This is a genomic window from Chryseobacterium gallinarum (genome assembly GCF_001021975.1).
In the GTDB taxonomy this organism is placed as follows: Bacteria; Bacteroidota; Bacteroidia; order Flavobacteriales; family Weeksellaceae; genus Chryseobacterium; species Chryseobacterium gallinarum.
In genome coordinates this window covers 4,620,534-4,633,632 of the sequence record NZ_CP009928.1, presented here as the reverse complement: position 1 = coordinate 4,633,632, position 13,099 = coordinate 4,620,534, and the positions used below count along the sequence as shown (strand labels likewise).

The window sequence follows — 13,099 nt, the reverse complement described above, 5'->3', positions numbered from 1 at the left end:
ACAAGCATCTCTGTTGGTTGAGTCGGTTGATGTACCGAGCTGTCAGCCAAGGGACAATACGCTTCAATCCGTTTGAAGAGGTGAAGTATGAAGCCGTGGAGCGCAAACCTCGTTTCCTGAGCAAGGGCGAGGTGGCAAAGCTCTTGGCATTCCCGTTGCAGGAGGAAGGGGCGGAACTGAGCCGAAGAATGTTTCTTTTCTCTGTCTTTACGGGGTTGGCATTCGCCGACTTGCAGAGCCTCCGAGCTTCGCAAATCGAAACGAACAGCGAGGGGAAGCGATATATCCGCAAGGCAAGACAGAAAACGGAGGTAGAGAGTTTGATACCCCTGCATCCGATAGCGGAGCAGATACTCGCCCTTTACACGAAAGAGAAGAGCAAGGGGGATTACAAGGTATTTCCCGATACGATAAGTAAAGGCAAATTATCCCACTTACCTCAAAACGATTGGTTTGGCTTGTGGTATTCGCCACTCCGCTAACTTGGCACATGGCACGACATAGCTTCGGCACACTGACTTTAGAGGCAGGTATTCCGATGGAGAGCATTGCCAAAATGATGGGGCATTCCTCTATTGCCAGCACGCAAATCTACGCTCAAATCACGGACAGCAAGATTTCAAAGGATATGGAGAAACTCACACAAAAAAGGAGAGGTTAAGACTAAACAGAAAGGACTTGCTTCGTTTTATGGAGCAAGTCCTTTCTACGACTAATATCGTGTAATTTCACCATTGAAAGCCTGCGCTTTTTCCCACAACGGCCCTTTTGCTCCCATTGTGAAAGCGATATTGCTACTTCTGATAGCCAATAATTCAGAATGGACTTGCAATCTTAATGCCTTCATCAATTCAGGGGTTAGGCTGATCATTCCTCCTTCTCCTATTGGCACCCAAGTATAACCCCTTCCTTTATAGGTTATCAGTTTGCCCATTGGTAGCGTCTGTTCCCTTAGTTGAGGACAATTTGTCAATATATGACACAGTTTTGAAGAAGAAAGAAGTGGATAAGTCGTTATACAGAAGCCTCCCGTCGCTTTACTTCCTGTAATCAGAATGATGTTTTCAATATCAGCAAGAGCATATTCATGGATAGCTTGTTTTGGTATCTGAATTGTCAAATCTTCCCGAATATGAGAGATTCCGAAGATAAACTTTCCTCCTTTGGTTATTTGTGGCATAGCTTTTTTATTTTCAGATAAAATCTATGGTCATATTCTTTTCAAAGTCTGCCTTAAATCCCTGACATATCTGACTTGCATGTACTTCAAATATATCTTTACAAGCGGTTTGGGAAACCATTTCTTTGGTTCTATGTACTCCGTGAAATCAATCGAGGCTGTCTTTTCATTTCCACTGAAAACACCAAACCCAATGCCCTCTCATATTGTCATTCTCCAAATCAAATTCCCATCGACAACAAGGTTCTTGTCTTGTTATCGTGAAAGTTGTCTTATATCCACTCTTCGTTATTTCTACAAATTGCGTGTCTGATATGATCTCTATCTTTTCAACATCACTTCTCCACGAATAGTCTGTTAGCGATGTTACAACTTGCCAAACGCTCTGTAAATTGCATGGAAACGTGGCTCTTATGTTTGACGTTACGAACATAAAGTTTAGTATCTCAGAAAAATAACTTTATCTCACGAAACCATTTTTATAGAAATCGTACCAAGCCTCTATCTGCTCGGGATTGTTGGCTTTCAGCAATAGAAGCATCTCACGAGTGAATTCCAAATGCCCTACACCATTTGCCGTAACAATATTCTTGTCACTAACGGCTTGTGCTTCCACATAATTCTCCGCATTAGTGTAACCGGAACCGCCCCATTTTTTGAGTTGGTCGAGACCGTTGCCTGTGTGTTTTACGTTGTTCAAGAAACCATGTGAACATAGGAATGAAGCACCATTGCATATTGCCCCGACAATTTTACCTTTATCCAAAGTCTTCTGTACCAAAGGTATGACAAGTTTCGCTTCGGGCGAGGTCCAACGGTTGCCACCGATAAGCACTAAGGCGGCATAATCTTTCGGCATATTCTCGAAAGAATAATCGGGTAAAGTTCTGAAACCTCCAATTGAACGGACAGCGTCCGATGTCGGTGCAACGGTATGCACTTCGTATTTTATTTCACCGCCCGGTATCACACCCACGTGAAGAGCCGTGGAGAGAAAAGCTCCCTCCCAATCGGTATATTCATTCAATAAGATAAATAAGACTTTCTGTTTCATCATCAGTTCATTTATTTTGTTTTCTCTCTGCCGTTACTTTCGCCACGGTTTGCCACTCGCCGTTTTCGTTTATTCGCTCTTTTCTCCACAGAAAAGAAGAAGTCGCAATATCAGAGAATACATACCTCATTTTTTCCGTCGTGTTTTCGGTCAGGATAATTTCTTCGCCGACCTTTCGGGCTGTCAGTCGGATAGCCTCGCCCATACAACCGTAGAATATATCCCACGCCATTGTCTTGGGATTGAAAATACGGAGTGTCGTTCCGTATTCGGCATCAAGTTGTTTATCTATCAGGCGTTCCTTGCGAGAGGGAACGATAAAGAGGTCTTGAACTGCCGTACCGTCCAATACTCGGGAAAATATCCATTCGCCCTTTACTTTTCGTGGTTCGGCATCTTCCAAATGGTCGTTCCACACGATGTTCCATTCACCTATCAAGCAGCCAAAGAAGTCGTGTTCTTCGGGAATTCGTTCATTCCTTGCATTGCTACATAGAGCATTGATAAAATCATTCATAAGCTTCATTGGTTTATTTGCCATAATTCAGTAGTGTTTCCCCCTTTGCTCCCTCTTCCGAAGTCGGAGGATTTCGCTTGCGGAAGATGTTGCTTTGTCCTGATAACGCAAATATACTCGACTTATTGCGAAAAAGATACCGAGCAATCCAAAAAAAATACCGAGCGATTGCGAGATTGCTCGGTATCTTTGAGGTGACCATTCGGAATGTTCTTTCTATGTGGTTGCCAAACGGCAGGGGAACATTCCTTACAAGAGGCTCTATCTCCTATAATTCTCTTGCAGCAGTCGGTTGATGTCGGAAAGTTTGTAGAGTATTTTCCCTGCAATCTGCGTGTAGGGAATAATGCCCTTGTCCCGATAGTCTTGCAAGGTGCGAGGACTGACGAAAAGGCGTTCGCAGACCTCTCGCCCCGTGAGGTAGATTTCTCCCCCGAAGAGCGGACGGTGCGTTTGGGCAATTTCCCGAATACGTTTACTTACTTCCCTAATGCCTGAGATGAGTTCTTTCATCTCGGGTGTTTCTTTGTTTACGATTTCGTGTTCCATAGTCATTGTATCTTTCGGTTCGACTTTTCGAGGAGTGCTTCCACATCCTCACGTTTGTAATAGCATTTATGCCCGATTTGGATAAAGGGCAGCACGGACGTGTCCCGATAGTGTTGGAGCGTTCGCTTGCTGATGTTCAGTATTCGGCACACGTCCCCGTTGTGCAACAGGTCGGGGACTTCGGGCTTCGTTCCGAATTGTTCTCGCATACAAAGAGCCAGCTCTTCGATGCTCTTTTTCAGTTCCTCCCACGCGGAGGTGTCGATGGCGGTAAATCTCATATCAATATCGTTTTTAATTGTCGTTTTTCTCTTTTCGGTGCAAATGTATGCAAGCGAAATCCTTGTCCCAAGAACCGATGAAATCAAGGGAAACAGCAGGAAATCGCAGGCAAATGTACAAGCACAAACCGCCTGTTTCACCCCCTTTTCTCTAAGTGCGTACTTGTGGCTTCGATATGATGTGAAATGTCCACACGACACAACGGGAAAAAGATACCGAGCGACCGTGAGATTGCTCGGTATCTTTTCTTTGATTACTCGGCATCTTTTGGATGCTCTCTCACCAATGATAATTCTCGCTTGCCTATCCCTCGAAGAAAAAGGGTGCAGACGTTGGCAATCCGATGAAGTCGTTTGCAGAGCCGTTCTCTTCTCTGTTCTCTCCTTTTGAGTGTTTTTGTCCCGATTTTCCCTGTTTATCCCATCCATTTTCAGAGCATTTCTCTGTACCTCGAAGCAACAGACACACCAGCCTTGGGACTCTATGTTCGCCTCTGTAACTTGGTTTCAGCATCCGTTTTCGGATGAAAGTTCAAAATCAAGCAAATAAAAGAGATACGAACAATGAAAAAAGAAGAGAAGGACAACCTCTCCAAGAACACGCAAATAGAAGAGTTCCTTTCGGCTCGTTACGAGTTTCGGTACAATACCGTATTGCACCGAGCGGAGTACCGTCCACGAGGAACGGACGATTATACAGCCGTAGACCGCTACCGTATCAATACCCTCAAACGAGCTTTAGATAAGGAAGCCGATGTACAGACCTCGCCCGAGAACCTGTACAGCATCATCGAAAGCGATTTCTCCCCACGTGTTAATCCTGTACAAACCTATTTCCAAGCCTTACCACTGACGAAAGGAAATGCGGAAGCTATCACCGCCCTTGCCGACTGCGTGAGTGTAACCAATCCCGAGAAGTGGAAAGAATACCTCACCAAGTGGCTGGTTGCGGTGGTCGCCAACGCAATGGACGACAAGCAATGTCGTAACCATACCTGCCTTGTGCTGACAGGTGAGCAGGGAAAATTCAAAACCACGTTCCTTGACCTGCTCTGCCCTCCGTCTCTCTCCGATTACCGCTATACGGGGAAGATATATCCACAGGAGAAGGACGTGCTGAGTCTTATCGGGCAAAACCTTATCATCAATATTGACGACCAACTCAAAGCCCTCAATAAACGGGACGAGAACGAACTGAAGAATCTCATTACCTGTCCGCAGGTGAAGTACCGTATGCCTTACGAGAAGCATATCGAGGAGCGACCCCACTTGGCAAGTTTCGTGGCTTCGGTCAATGGCAACGACTTCCTCACCGACCCGACAGGGAGCAGACGCTTCCTCCCTTTTGAGGTGCTGGCGATAGAGATAGACCGAGCCAAGAGCATTCCGATGGATGCCGTTTACAGCGAAGCCAAGACACGGTTGAATGAAGGGTTTCGCTATTGGTTCAATGATGAAGAGATTATTGAATTGCATAGAAACAGCGAAGCCTTCCAAGTCTATACGACAGAGATGGAACTGTTGCTCCGCTATTTCACCTTTCCCACGGAGGCAGAGACGGCAACAAAACGCTTCTATATGACCAATTCGGAGATAGTGGGTTACCTCTCCTGCTATACCCGACAATCCCTCTCCACCAAACGGATGGGGGAAGCCTTACGAAAGGCTGGCTATACAAAGGAGTGTCGCAGGATAAACGGCAATCCCGTATATGTCTATGCCGTCCGTAAGATTTACCCCGAGCAACCGCCATAGCACCTTGTTGTTACCCCTCCTTGCAATACTTCTTTCTCTTTTCTTTCCTATTCTCCTTACTACGTTACTACAACTAAGGATAATACAGTGAAAGAGAAAGGATTGCAGGAGGGATTCATCTTGCAACACGGCTTACTACCATCTTTCTACGCTTCTACGGAAGAATGAATGAGAAAAGGTGTAGACAGGAGGTGTAGAAGGATAAAACAGAATGAAGTGTTACACTTTTCTCTTTCACTGTCAATCTCTTATCTGAATGTAGAAGAGTAGTAAGATAAAAAGAGGAAAATTCCAAAAAGAGAAAACAGAGCGAACTATGAATACGAACAATTCCAATCCAACGATAACAGCAATGAACAACGAATATTACGACCTACAATACATCAAGGCGATACCGATAGCAGACTATCTGCACGCCTGCGGTATCAAGCCTGCCAAGCGTTACAACGGCTATGCCCTTTATCACGCACTCTACAGAGAAGACCCCAATGCCAGCCTGAAAGTGGACTTTCGGCAAAACTTGTGGCACGACTATGGGACAAGCCAAGGTGGAAGCATCATAGACCTTGTGATGAAGATGCAAGGATGCAGTGCCTACGAAGCAATGGCGCATCTTGCCGAAGGGAAAGCGATAACCTTCGCTTCCTCTTCCTTTCATCGTGAAACTCACACAGGACAGATAAGAGGTGAACAGCGACCAAGTAATGTAAGGCGTATTCTCTTCATCAACGAAGAGTTGCCCCTGTATCTGCAAAACTATCTTCGAGAGGTACGCAGGATAGACCTTGCCGTGGCAAGTCCTTATCTCCGTCATATTCGCTACGAAGTAGGAGGAAGAGAGTATTCTGCCATCGGCTTTGCCAATCGTGCAGGAGGATATGAACTCCGAGACGACAAGACATTCAAGGGAACGATAGCTCCAAAGGATATTTCTCTGATTGCAGGAGAAGCGAACAATGCTCCTCACTGCATCTTTGAGGGCTTTATGGATTTCCTTTCCCTTCTCACGATGAAAGGAAAAGAAACTGCTCCCTGCCTTGTACTGAACTCTGTCAGCAATCTCCCACGAGCCATTGCCTATCTCCACGAGAAAGGTATCGATTCCGTTCAAGCTTTCTTCGATAACGACCAAGCTGGACGACAAGCCCTACATTCTTTACAATCGGCAGGTATCAACGTGGAGGATATGAGCCGACACTATTCCCGATACAAAGACCTCAATGAGTACCACGTTGCTCAATACTCTCAACAGCAGAAAAAGCTAATTGGCAATCCAAAGATTACTAATTACCAATCGGGAGAAAGCTCATTAGAAATCGAGAGAGGGCGAACGGTACGCCCTGTTATTGTCAAACGTAAACTCAAATAAGCCATGAAAGAGGAATTTGATTTATCTCATTACTTGAACCATCCCAAAGACTCCGATGGCTCACAGATACTTTCCAAAATTGTCAGTAAAGCCATCTCTACCAAACAAGAAGCAAAGCAGATAGAGCAATCGGGGCAATCTGAAAGCTCTCCGCATTCCTCCGTCTCCGAGCAAACGTTGCCTTCCGAGTCTTTGAGTGAAGTAAAGGAAGCCGTGAAAGCAGAGCATTCCAAACAGGAAAAGCAACAAGAGGTATCAAGCACTCCGAAACGCATCAGCCACAAGCAACGACAAGAAAGCTTGGAGAGCTATCGGGAAGCTTTTCTCACACCCCATAAAATCATCGACAGAAAGGCAACCTATCTCAGTCGCTCCACGTGGGAACGCTTGGAGTTCGTTGTCCGTCGCTTGGGCGATTACGGGGCGAATGTTTCGAGTTTCTTGGAGAGCATAGCCCTCCGACATTTGGAAGAATACAGCGAGGATATAGAACGCTGGCGCAAACTTTAATCCCGGCATTCCGAGCCATCAGTGATGAAATGAATAATCGGCATTCTCAAAAGGCAAGAAGAACAAGTAATGGAAGCAAATCATAGTATATGCGAATGTATTTCATCGGTAACATTGCAAGACGTCAGTTTGTAGCCACAAACTGCACTTGCCCCCTTTACCGCTGCGCTCGGGGGGAGAGCCGTAATCACTTCGTTCTCATCGGCTGGAATGCCTTAGTGAACAAACTAATATGAAACCAAAAACAGATAAAGAGAAACGGGATAAGAAGTCGAATAAGACCTGCTTTCTTCGGATACGTTGCTCCGAAGAGGAGAAAACGAGGATACAAAAGCGAGCGGAACGGACGGGCAAGAAGCTCTCCGAGTTCTGTCGGGAGGCGTTGCTTACGGGGGAGATTGTTGCCGTTCCTCAATTGGGAGAACACGAACGGGAAGCTATTCGGGTCTTGCAACGGGTCAGCTACTTCTTCAGTCATATTTCCAACTTGATTAAGACGAAAGACCCCTCTTGGGTTACTATTGCCAAGAACCTTTCTTGCATCTCGCTACACGCTTTCGAGCGATTTTACAGCCCTCGGTATCGGATTACGGACGAGGTATATGATGTTCTAAATATCAAGCGCAATGATAGCTAAGTGCAAAGCCATAGCGCACGGTAAGACGGCGTTGGAGTATATCTTCCGAGAAACGAAACTCAAGAATAAGCTCTTAATCCAGAACCTTTGTGGAGATACGGCAAAGAGAATATACGAAGAGATGAACCTTGTCAGTCGGTTCAACAGTCGTTGTCGCAACAAGTTCCTGCGGATGGAAATCGGTATCGCTCCGAAAGATGAAGCAGGGATGAATTGGAAGAAGCTCCAAGGGATAGCCTGTGAATTTATCCAAGCGATGAAATTGCAGGAGCATCAGGTGGTAGCCGTTACGCATAAGGATACCGACAATCTGCACATTCATATCATTGCCAATCGGATGAGTATGAACGGGGCGGTTTATGATACGACCTTTGTAAGTAACAAGGCAGCACGAGTGGCAGAAGAGCTGAGTCGCAAACACGGTCTGACGATTGCCAATGAGATACGGGCAGAAAAACGCTATCAAAAGCCGAGAGCCAATCAGACACGGGAGGCGAGCAGGGAGAAACTGCGCACAATGGCTTATGGACTGTTGGGAAAGTATGCGAATGGCGGACTGAATGGCTACGCATCCTTTCGATATGATTTGAGACGACAAGGTGTAATCGTGGAACAGATGACGAACAAGAAAGGTAGCATCTATGGACTGAAGTTTCATTTTGAGGGGCAGACTTTCAAGGCTTCGGAAATAGGACGAGAGTTTGGATATAACTCGCTGCTGAAACAATTCGGGCTGTCCTATGCTGCTCCCTATCACTCTTCTGTTCCAATTTATCAGCCGAAAAGCCCTTTACAAGAAGAAAAGCGACAGCCAACACCAAGTCCTGAACCAAGCCTTGTTGAGAGCGTAGTGGATGTTGTTGCCGAAGGGATTGCATCGGGTGTTGGCGGTGTACTGGACTTCCAAGTCCATGGAGAGAATTATGCCGAAACCGCCTTTCAGCGGAGACTGCGCCACGAAGCCAACAAGAGAAAGAAACGGGGACGAAGGATGTAGGGAACAAATTCTCTCTTCTCAAAGAAGAAAATCACGAAAGAACGCTCACTTTTGCTCACAAATCAATATCTTTGCAAGTGATAATAGTGAGCGTTCTTTGGCTATTCAAAACAGTGTACCTCAAAGCACTCCGCTCATTTCTTAATCGTTACCTATCTATTCACTACTAAATGGTAACACTCTGCTCCTCAGCAAGATAGTTCGCAGGCAAAAAGTTGCATGGGATCTTTTGCTTTACTTCTGTTTTTTCCCAGGAAAAAGAAAACAAAAGATATTTCCCGGCAGAATATGTTTTGAAAAGTGCCGGTGACACCATCAAGGCTAAAGTCCGGAATACCGGTATGTATACCAACAAAAAATACTCATTTGCTACCATCTTATTCAAAATGAAAATGATGGATGAAAATGGAAATACAACCTGGGTTCCCATAGATAAGGTGAGGTATATAAAAATTGTAGATGAGAATAAGCTGCCTCATGAATATTTTGCCTCAACGGATAAATTTATTCAGGAAAAAGGATTGGTTGAGGTAGTTTATGAAGGAAAAAACATCAACTGGTATAAAGCGTTTGATAATTCGATTCTATCACCAGGTGTTCAAATTATTTATTATCTGGTAGATAAAAATAAAAATATTCTCTACCAGGAAAAGCCTTTCAGTGACTTCAGAAACAATTTAAAAAAGCTGTTTAAAGATCGTCCGGATCTTCAGGAAAAACTCAAATCGGCGAAGACTGAAAAAGAACATGCAGAGCTTTTACAACTGTATGACGAAGCATTAGAGTAATTATCAGGATGAAATTAAGCACTTTGTAGTCTTCTGTTCAAAGGAGAAAGCAAAGGCTGACTCTTGTTTTTGTTAAAATAATTTTAAAATCGGCATATTTATAAAAATTAATCTGATTATCTCACTCTGTTTTCTTAAATTTATTCTATGAATTTTGATAAAGTAGGGCTTGTATTATCAGGAGGCGGTACCAAAGGGATCGCTCACGCTGGAGTATTAAAATTCTTGGAAGAAAAAAATATAGAAATTGACATTCTGGCCTGCTGTAGCGCAGGTTCTATTGTAGGTTGCCTCCATGCAATAGGAAAAACGCCAAATGAAATCATGGATTTTTTCAATTCTGTGTATTTTTTTAACTGGAAACATTTTACATTTAATCAACCGGGTCTTGTTTCTTCTATTATATTCAGGAATTATCTTAAGCCTATCTTTCATGATATGAAATTGGGTGATTTGGATATAAAAGTGAAAATTGTAGCCACCGAACTGGTTTCAGGAACACAGAAAATTTTTGATGACAACTTTGAAATTGTGGACGCAATTATAGCGTCATGTTCTATTCCGGGAGTTACCACTCCTTATATAATCGGGGATGAAATGTATTGTGATGGAGGAGTACTGAACAATTTTCCGGCAGATATCATCAGAGACGAATGTGACCGGCTGATCGGTGTATTTGTATCCCCTCCGAATGAAGCGAAAATTCAGGACCTGAATTCAATCAAAGCTATTGTATCCCGTTCCTATGACCTGCTTTCCTACCGGGTTGAGAAAGTGAAATTTGATTATTGCGACTGGTTTATTTCCTCGCAGAAATTAGCAGGCTACGGAACCTTTGAACGGAAAAAGGACAGGCTGGAACAGATTTTTAATATCGGATATAAAGCGGCAAAAGAAAGTTATGAGAGTAGCCGTTTCCTGACCCACCTAAGACAATCCGGAACATAAAAATAAAACCTGCACATCGCAGGTTTTTATTTTTAATTCTTAACAATCTGTCCGTCTTCCCTTACAACTTCACGGTCGTTTTCATCTGTTACGGTTAATGTATAAGGGGCTTTTTTAGCAGAATCTGTAAGATAATTTCTCCATACTTGATAAGTGTGGCCGGCATTACTAAAGCTGATATAATAATTGCCTCCGCTGCCATCAGGGATAAGTTCTCCATCACTGATAATCATACTGGGTTTCGCTGTAATTTTTGAATTGGCATTCCAGGATTGATACAGGTATTTACCGTTTGGCTGTTTATCGATTCTTATTTTAAACTTTTTAGTTTTAATAATCACTGTCTTAGGTACTTTTTGGAAAGTAGCATGAGAGGCGGTGGTATTGGAGTTATCCGGAATTTCTTTGGCGTAGGCAAAAGAAAATTGCGCTAAACAGAAAGTCCCTAATAAAAGCTGTCTGATCATGATATTGGTTATTGGTTAACAGTTCAGATTCCATCAAATATGAAGCCATTGTCCTGTGAGAAATAAAATTATATGTTCACTGAGTAGTGCTTTCAAAATTTACCACGGATGACGCTGATGTACACAGATGTTTGGGGATATTTTTTGCTCGCGGATTATGTGGGTATGTGCATTACAAAAATCTTTGATTTTTAAACTTTTGTGCACTTCTCAACGTTATCATTTTAACTTCAGAAACTAAAGTGTTCAAAAACTTTTGTGACTTTTGTGGTTTTAATTTTCACCACAGATGACGCAGATTGACACAGATGTTTGGGGGTATTTTTTGCTCTCGCTTTTGGTAGTTTAAATCAAAGGCAGATCCTTTAGTGTTAGTTTGAAATTGCAGTATAGCTGGCAAAAGCCTCTTCCAGACTGTTGAATTTCCCTTTAAATTCATCAATAGGGCAGTCCTGGAGAATATTTCCTTTATGGATAAGAATAACCCTTGAACAAAGCGCTTCTACTTCCTGCATAATGTGTGTGGAAAGTAAAACTGTCTTCTGCTGGCCAATTTGCTTCACCACATTTCTGATTTCAAGAATCTGATTCGGGTCTAATCCATTGGTCGGTTCATCCAGGATCAACAGATCCGGCTGATGGATGATGGCTTGTGCCAGGCCTACACGTTGTTTGTACCCTTTTGATAATTGGCCGATTTTTTTTGATTTCTCAGGAGTAATTCCTACCAGTTCAATAACTTCTTCTACTCTGGATTCAGGAATTTTATGAATGTTGGCTACAAACTGAAGGTATTCTTTTACATACATCTCCAGATAGAGCGGATTGTTTTCAGGAAGAAATCCTATTTTTTTCTTGGCTTCAATCTCGTGTTCCGTAATATTTTGCCCGTTAAAGATAATCTCACCCTGATCAATTTTTAAAGCCCCAACAATAGATTTCATTAGGGTTGACTTTCCGGCACCGTTAGGGCCCAGCAGTCCAATGATCTCATTTTTGTCAATGGTAATATTGATGTTGTCAAGAGCTGTCTGTTCACCAAATTTTTTAGTTAAATCGATTATCTGAAGCGGCATAATTGTAATGTCTTTCTGCAAAAATAAAATAAAAAAACTCATCCTATAGAATGAGTTTCGCAATATTTATAAAATAAAATTATTTTCTTGATTTTTTCCCATTGCTACCTGAAGCCGGTGCAGCGGTAGAGGCCGTATTTGAGCCCGATTTAGCAGGATTGTGGTTCATACTGGCAGGTTTATCGTACAAAGCATATTTACCATTGGTTCTGCCGAAGATTTTCTCCACTTGTTTTTGTGTTAAAAACTGTGATTTTCCTATATATTTCCGGTTTTTGTTAATGATCTGGATAAATTGTACCGTTTGTTGACCATAATTTCTTTCGTAATGAAGCTCAATGATATCATTAGGAAGTTCCAGGATAATATTTTCAGTTGGAGCAGATATAAATCCATCCATAATCAGTTTATATAATCCTGATACATCTCCGTTCAGGTTTTGAAATGAAAAAGATCTGATGGTATTCAGGTTACTGGTATTCCGATCCTGATAGTTGATTGTAAATTTATCTTCCTTTTTATAGAGACCAACGGAATTATCTTTACCAATTTCTACTAAACTTTCATTTTTCAACACTTTAATCTGTGAGAAAACTGAAATACTGAACATGCATGTAATAAGTAGAATTATTTTTCTCATGGAATGAATTTTAACGTTTTAATAAATTGGTGCACATAAACTTACTAATAAAAAAGCTAAAAAACAATTTTATTCGTTCAAACAAAAGTAATACTTTTTTTTAATATCCATCAGGAATAAGCCATAGTTGTTATGCTGAACTGATAAGATATAATGCATTGAAAATCAGTTAATTATAAATTCGAATCAAAGAACTGCAGTGATAAGTGACTAAAGGTAATATAATATTAATATCGTATAAGGTATTGAAAAACAGGTTGAAATAACTAAAAATTAGTTTTAAATTAATAATTGTTGACAAAAAAAGGTTAAAAATTTACCTGAAAGCGAT

General features: G+C 42.4%; 18 protein-coding genes. 9 read left to right on the top strand and 9 right to left on the bottom strand.

Annotation, left to right across the window (positions count from 1 at the left end):
- Nucleotides 1-29: 29 nt before the first annotated feature.
- Nucleotides 30-482 (top strand): site-specific integrase, encoded by a 453-nt coding sequence (locus OK18_RS20765; RefSeq protein WP_228377739.1) that lies wholly within the window; start codon nucleotides 30-32, stop codon nucleotides 480-482.
- Between the two features lie 8 nt (nucleotides 483-490).
- Nucleotides 491-661, top strand: coding sequence for a tyrosine-type recombinase/integrase (locus OK18_RS21800; RefSeq protein ID WP_262486617.1), 171 nt, complete (start codon nucleotides 491-493; stop codon nucleotides 659-661).
- A 51-nt stretch (nucleotides 662-712) separates the two neighbouring features.
- Here OK18_RS21800 and OK18_RS20760 read toward each other — a convergent pair whose 3' ends face one another.
- From OK18_RS20760 to OK18_RS20730, 6 genes are all read right to left on the bottom strand, one after another.
- The gene (locus OK18_RS20760) at nucleotides 713-1,180 is read right to left on the bottom strand and encodes a hypothetical protein (protein WP_053326641.1); all 468 of its coding nucleotides are present in this window, start codon (nucleotides 1,178-1,180) and stop codon (nucleotides 713-715) included.
- 460 nt (nucleotides 1,181-1,640) lie between these two features.
- Complete coding sequence (locus OK18_RS20750) at nucleotides 1,641-2,237, bottom strand: type 1 glutamine amidotransferase family protein (protein WP_053326640.1); 597 nt, start codon at nucleotides 2,235-2,237, stop codon at nucleotides 1,641-1,643.
- Nucleotides 2,238-2,241: 4 nt separating this feature from the next.
- Nucleotides 2,242-2,775 (bottom strand): hypothetical protein, encoded by a 534-nt coding sequence (locus OK18_RS20745; protein ID WP_228377666.1) that lies wholly within the window; start codon nucleotides 2,773-2,775, stop codon nucleotides 2,242-2,244.
- Between the two features lie 237 nt (nucleotides 2,776-3,012).
- Nucleotides 3,013-3,300 (bottom strand): helix-turn-helix domain-containing protein, encoded by a 288-nt coding sequence (locus OK18_RS21000; protein ID WP_078737269.1) that lies wholly within the window; start codon nucleotides 3,298-3,300, stop codon nucleotides 3,013-3,015.
- A 2-nt stretch (nucleotides 3,301-3,302) separates the two neighbouring features.
- On the bottom strand, nucleotides 3,303-3,509 hold the full coding sequence (locus tag OK18_RS20995; protein WP_228377725.1) for a helix-turn-helix domain-containing protein: 207 nt from the start codon (nucleotides 3,507-3,509) through the stop codon (nucleotides 3,303-3,305).
- Nucleotides 3,510-3,885: 376 nt separating this feature from the next.
- Nucleotides 3,886-4,095 carry a hypothetical protein gene (locus tag OK18_RS20730; RefSeq protein WP_053326637.1) on the bottom strand — a complete coding sequence of 70 codons (210 nt, stop codon included), beginning with the start codon at nucleotides 4,093-4,095 and terminating at the stop codon, nucleotides 3,886-3,888.
- A 50-nt stretch (nucleotides 4,096-4,145) separates the two neighbouring features.
- Between OK18_RS20730 and OK18_RS20725 the strand changes: the two genes are divergently transcribed.
- The 7 genes from OK18_RS20725 to OK18_RS20695 all read left to right on the top strand — a co-directional run bounded on the left by OK18_RS20725 (nucleotide 4,146) and on the right by OK18_RS20695 (nucleotide 10,585).
- Nucleotides 4,146-5,336, top strand: coding sequence for a VapE domain-containing protein (locus OK18_RS20725; protein ID WP_053327771.1), 1,191 nt, complete (start codon nucleotides 4,146-4,148; stop codon nucleotides 5,334-5,336).
- Nucleotides 5,337-5,652: 316 nt separating this feature from the next.
- Complete coding sequence (locus OK18_RS20720) at nucleotides 5,653-6,705, top strand: toprim domain-containing protein (protein ID WP_228377665.1); 1,053 nt, start codon at nucleotides 5,653-5,655, stop codon at nucleotides 6,703-6,705.
- Between the two features lie 3 nt (nucleotides 6,706-6,708).
- Nucleotides 6,709-7,215, top strand: coding sequence for a DUF3408 domain-containing protein (locus tag OK18_RS20715; RefSeq protein ID WP_053327770.1), 507 nt, complete (start codon nucleotides 6,709-6,711; stop codon nucleotides 7,213-7,215).
- A 232-nt stretch (nucleotides 7,216-7,447) separates the two neighbouring features.
- Entirely contained in the window at nucleotides 7,448-7,852 is a 405-nt protein-coding gene (locus OK18_RS21975) for a plasmid mobilization protein (protein ID WP_053327769.1), read from the top strand.
- Nucleotides 7,842-8,849 (top strand): relaxase/mobilization nuclease domain-containing protein, encoded by a 1,008-nt coding sequence (locus tag OK18_RS20705; RefSeq protein WP_053327768.1) that lies wholly within the window; start codon nucleotides 7,842-7,844, stop codon nucleotides 8,847-8,849. The genes OK18_RS21975 and OK18_RS20705 overlap by 11 nt, the downstream gene beginning before the upstream one ends.
- Before the next feature lie 215 nt (nucleotides 8,850-9,064).
- The gene (locus tag OK18_RS20700; RefSeq protein ID WP_053329252.1) at nucleotides 9,065-9,637 is read left to right on the top strand and encodes a hypothetical protein; all 573 of its coding nucleotides are present in this window, start codon (nucleotides 9,065-9,067) and stop codon (nucleotides 9,635-9,637) included.
- A 147-nt stretch (nucleotides 9,638-9,784) separates the two neighbouring features.
- Nucleotides 9,785-10,585, top strand: a complete 801-nt coding sequence (locus tag OK18_RS20695) for a patatin-like phospholipase family protein (protein ID WP_050020275.1) — start codon at nucleotides 9,785-9,787, stop codon at nucleotides 10,583-10,585.
- A gap of 32 nt (nucleotides 10,586-10,617) precedes the next feature.
- On the opposite strand, the gene OK18_RS20690 is transcribed toward OK18_RS20695, so the two are convergent.
- The 3 genes from OK18_RS20690 to OK18_RS20680 form a co-directional block, all read right to left on the bottom strand.
- Nucleotides 10,618-11,052: a hypothetical protein gene (locus OK18_RS20690; protein ID WP_053329251.1), complete on the bottom strand. Its 435-nt coding sequence runs from the start codon at nucleotides 11,050-11,052 to the stop codon at nucleotides 10,618-10,620.
- Between the two features lie 371 nt (nucleotides 11,053-11,423).
- The gene (locus OK18_RS20685) at nucleotides 11,424-12,128 is read right to left on the bottom strand and encodes an ABC transporter ATP-binding protein (RefSeq protein WP_050020472.1); all 705 of its coding nucleotides are present in this window, start codon (nucleotides 12,126-12,128) and stop codon (nucleotides 11,424-11,426) included.
- A gap of 79 nt (nucleotides 12,129-12,207) precedes the next feature.
- A complete protein-coding gene (locus OK18_RS20680; RefSeq protein WP_050020277.1) occupies nucleotides 12,208-12,768 on the bottom strand; it encodes a hypothetical protein in 561 nt (186 codons plus the stop codon).
- Nucleotides 12,769-13,099: the final 331 nt, after the last annotated feature.

What these genes read in the sequence shown, in the direction of transcription:
- OK18_RS20765 (WP_228377739.1), top strand. Translation starts at nt 30, where the DNA reads ATGTACCGAGCTGTCAGCCAAGGGACAATACGCTTCAATCCGTTTGAA.
- OK18_RS21800 (WP_262486617.1), top strand. Translation starts at nt 491, where the DNA reads ATGGCACGACATAGCTTCGGCACACTGACTTTAGAGGCAGGTATTCCG.
- OK18_RS20760 (WP_053326641.1), bottom strand. Translation starts at nt 1,180, where the DNA reads ATGCCACAAATAACCAAAGGAGGAAAGTTTATCTTCGGAATCTCTCAT.
- OK18_RS20750 (WP_053326640.1), bottom strand. Translation starts at nt 2,237, where the DNA reads ATGATGAAACAGAAAGTCTTATTTATCTTATTGAATGAATATACCGAT.
- OK18_RS20745 (WP_228377666.1), bottom strand. Translation starts at nt 2,775, where the DNA reads ATGGCAAATAAACCAATGAAGCTTATGAATGATTTTATCAATGCTCTA.
- OK18_RS21000 (WP_078737269.1), bottom strand. Translation starts at nt 3,300, where the DNA reads ATGGAACACGAAATCGTAAACAAAGAAACACCCGAGATGAAAGAACTC.
- OK18_RS20995 (WP_228377725.1), bottom strand. Translation starts at nt 3,509, where the DNA reads ATGCGAGAACAATTCGGAACGAAGCCCGAAGTCCCCGACCTGTTGCAC.
- OK18_RS20730 (WP_053326637.1), bottom strand. Translation starts at nt 4,095, where the DNA reads ATGCTGAAACCAAGTTACAGAGGCGAACATAGAGTCCCAAGGCTGGTG.
- OK18_RS20725 (WP_053327771.1), top strand. Translation starts at nt 4,146, where the DNA reads ATGAAAAAAGAAGAGAAGGACAACCTCTCCAAGAACACGCAAATAGAA.
- OK18_RS20720 (WP_228377665.1), top strand. Translation starts at nt 5,653, where the DNA reads ATGAATACGAACAATTCCAATCCAACGATAACAGCAATGAACAACGAA.
- OK18_RS20715 (WP_053327770.1), top strand. Translation starts at nt 6,709, where the DNA reads ATGAAAGAGGAATTTGATTTATCTCATTACTTGAACCATCCCAAAGAC.
- OK18_RS21975 (WP_053327769.1), top strand. Translation starts at nt 7,448, where the DNA reads ATGAAACCAAAAACAGATAAAGAGAAACGGGATAAGAAGTCGAATAAG.
- OK18_RS20705 (WP_053327768.1), top strand. Translation starts at nt 7,842, where the DNA reads ATGATAGCTAAGTGCAAAGCCATAGCGCACGGTAAGACGGCGTTGGAG.
- OK18_RS20695 (WP_050020275.1), top strand. Translation starts at nt 9,785, where the DNA reads ATGAATTTTGATAAAGTAGGGCTTGTATTATCAGGAGGCGGTACCAAA.
- OK18_RS20690 (WP_053329251.1), bottom strand. Translation starts at nt 11,052, where the DNA reads ATGATCAGACAGCTTTTATTAGGGACTTTCTGTTTAGCGCAATTTTCT.
- OK18_RS20685 (WP_050020472.1), bottom strand. Translation starts at nt 12,128, where the DNA reads ATGCCGCTTCAGATAATCGATTTAACTAAAAAATTTGGTGAACAGACA.
- OK18_RS20680 (WP_050020277.1), bottom strand. Translation starts at nt 12,768, where the DNA reads ATGAGAAAAATAATTCTACTTATTACATGCATGTTCAGTATTTCAGTT.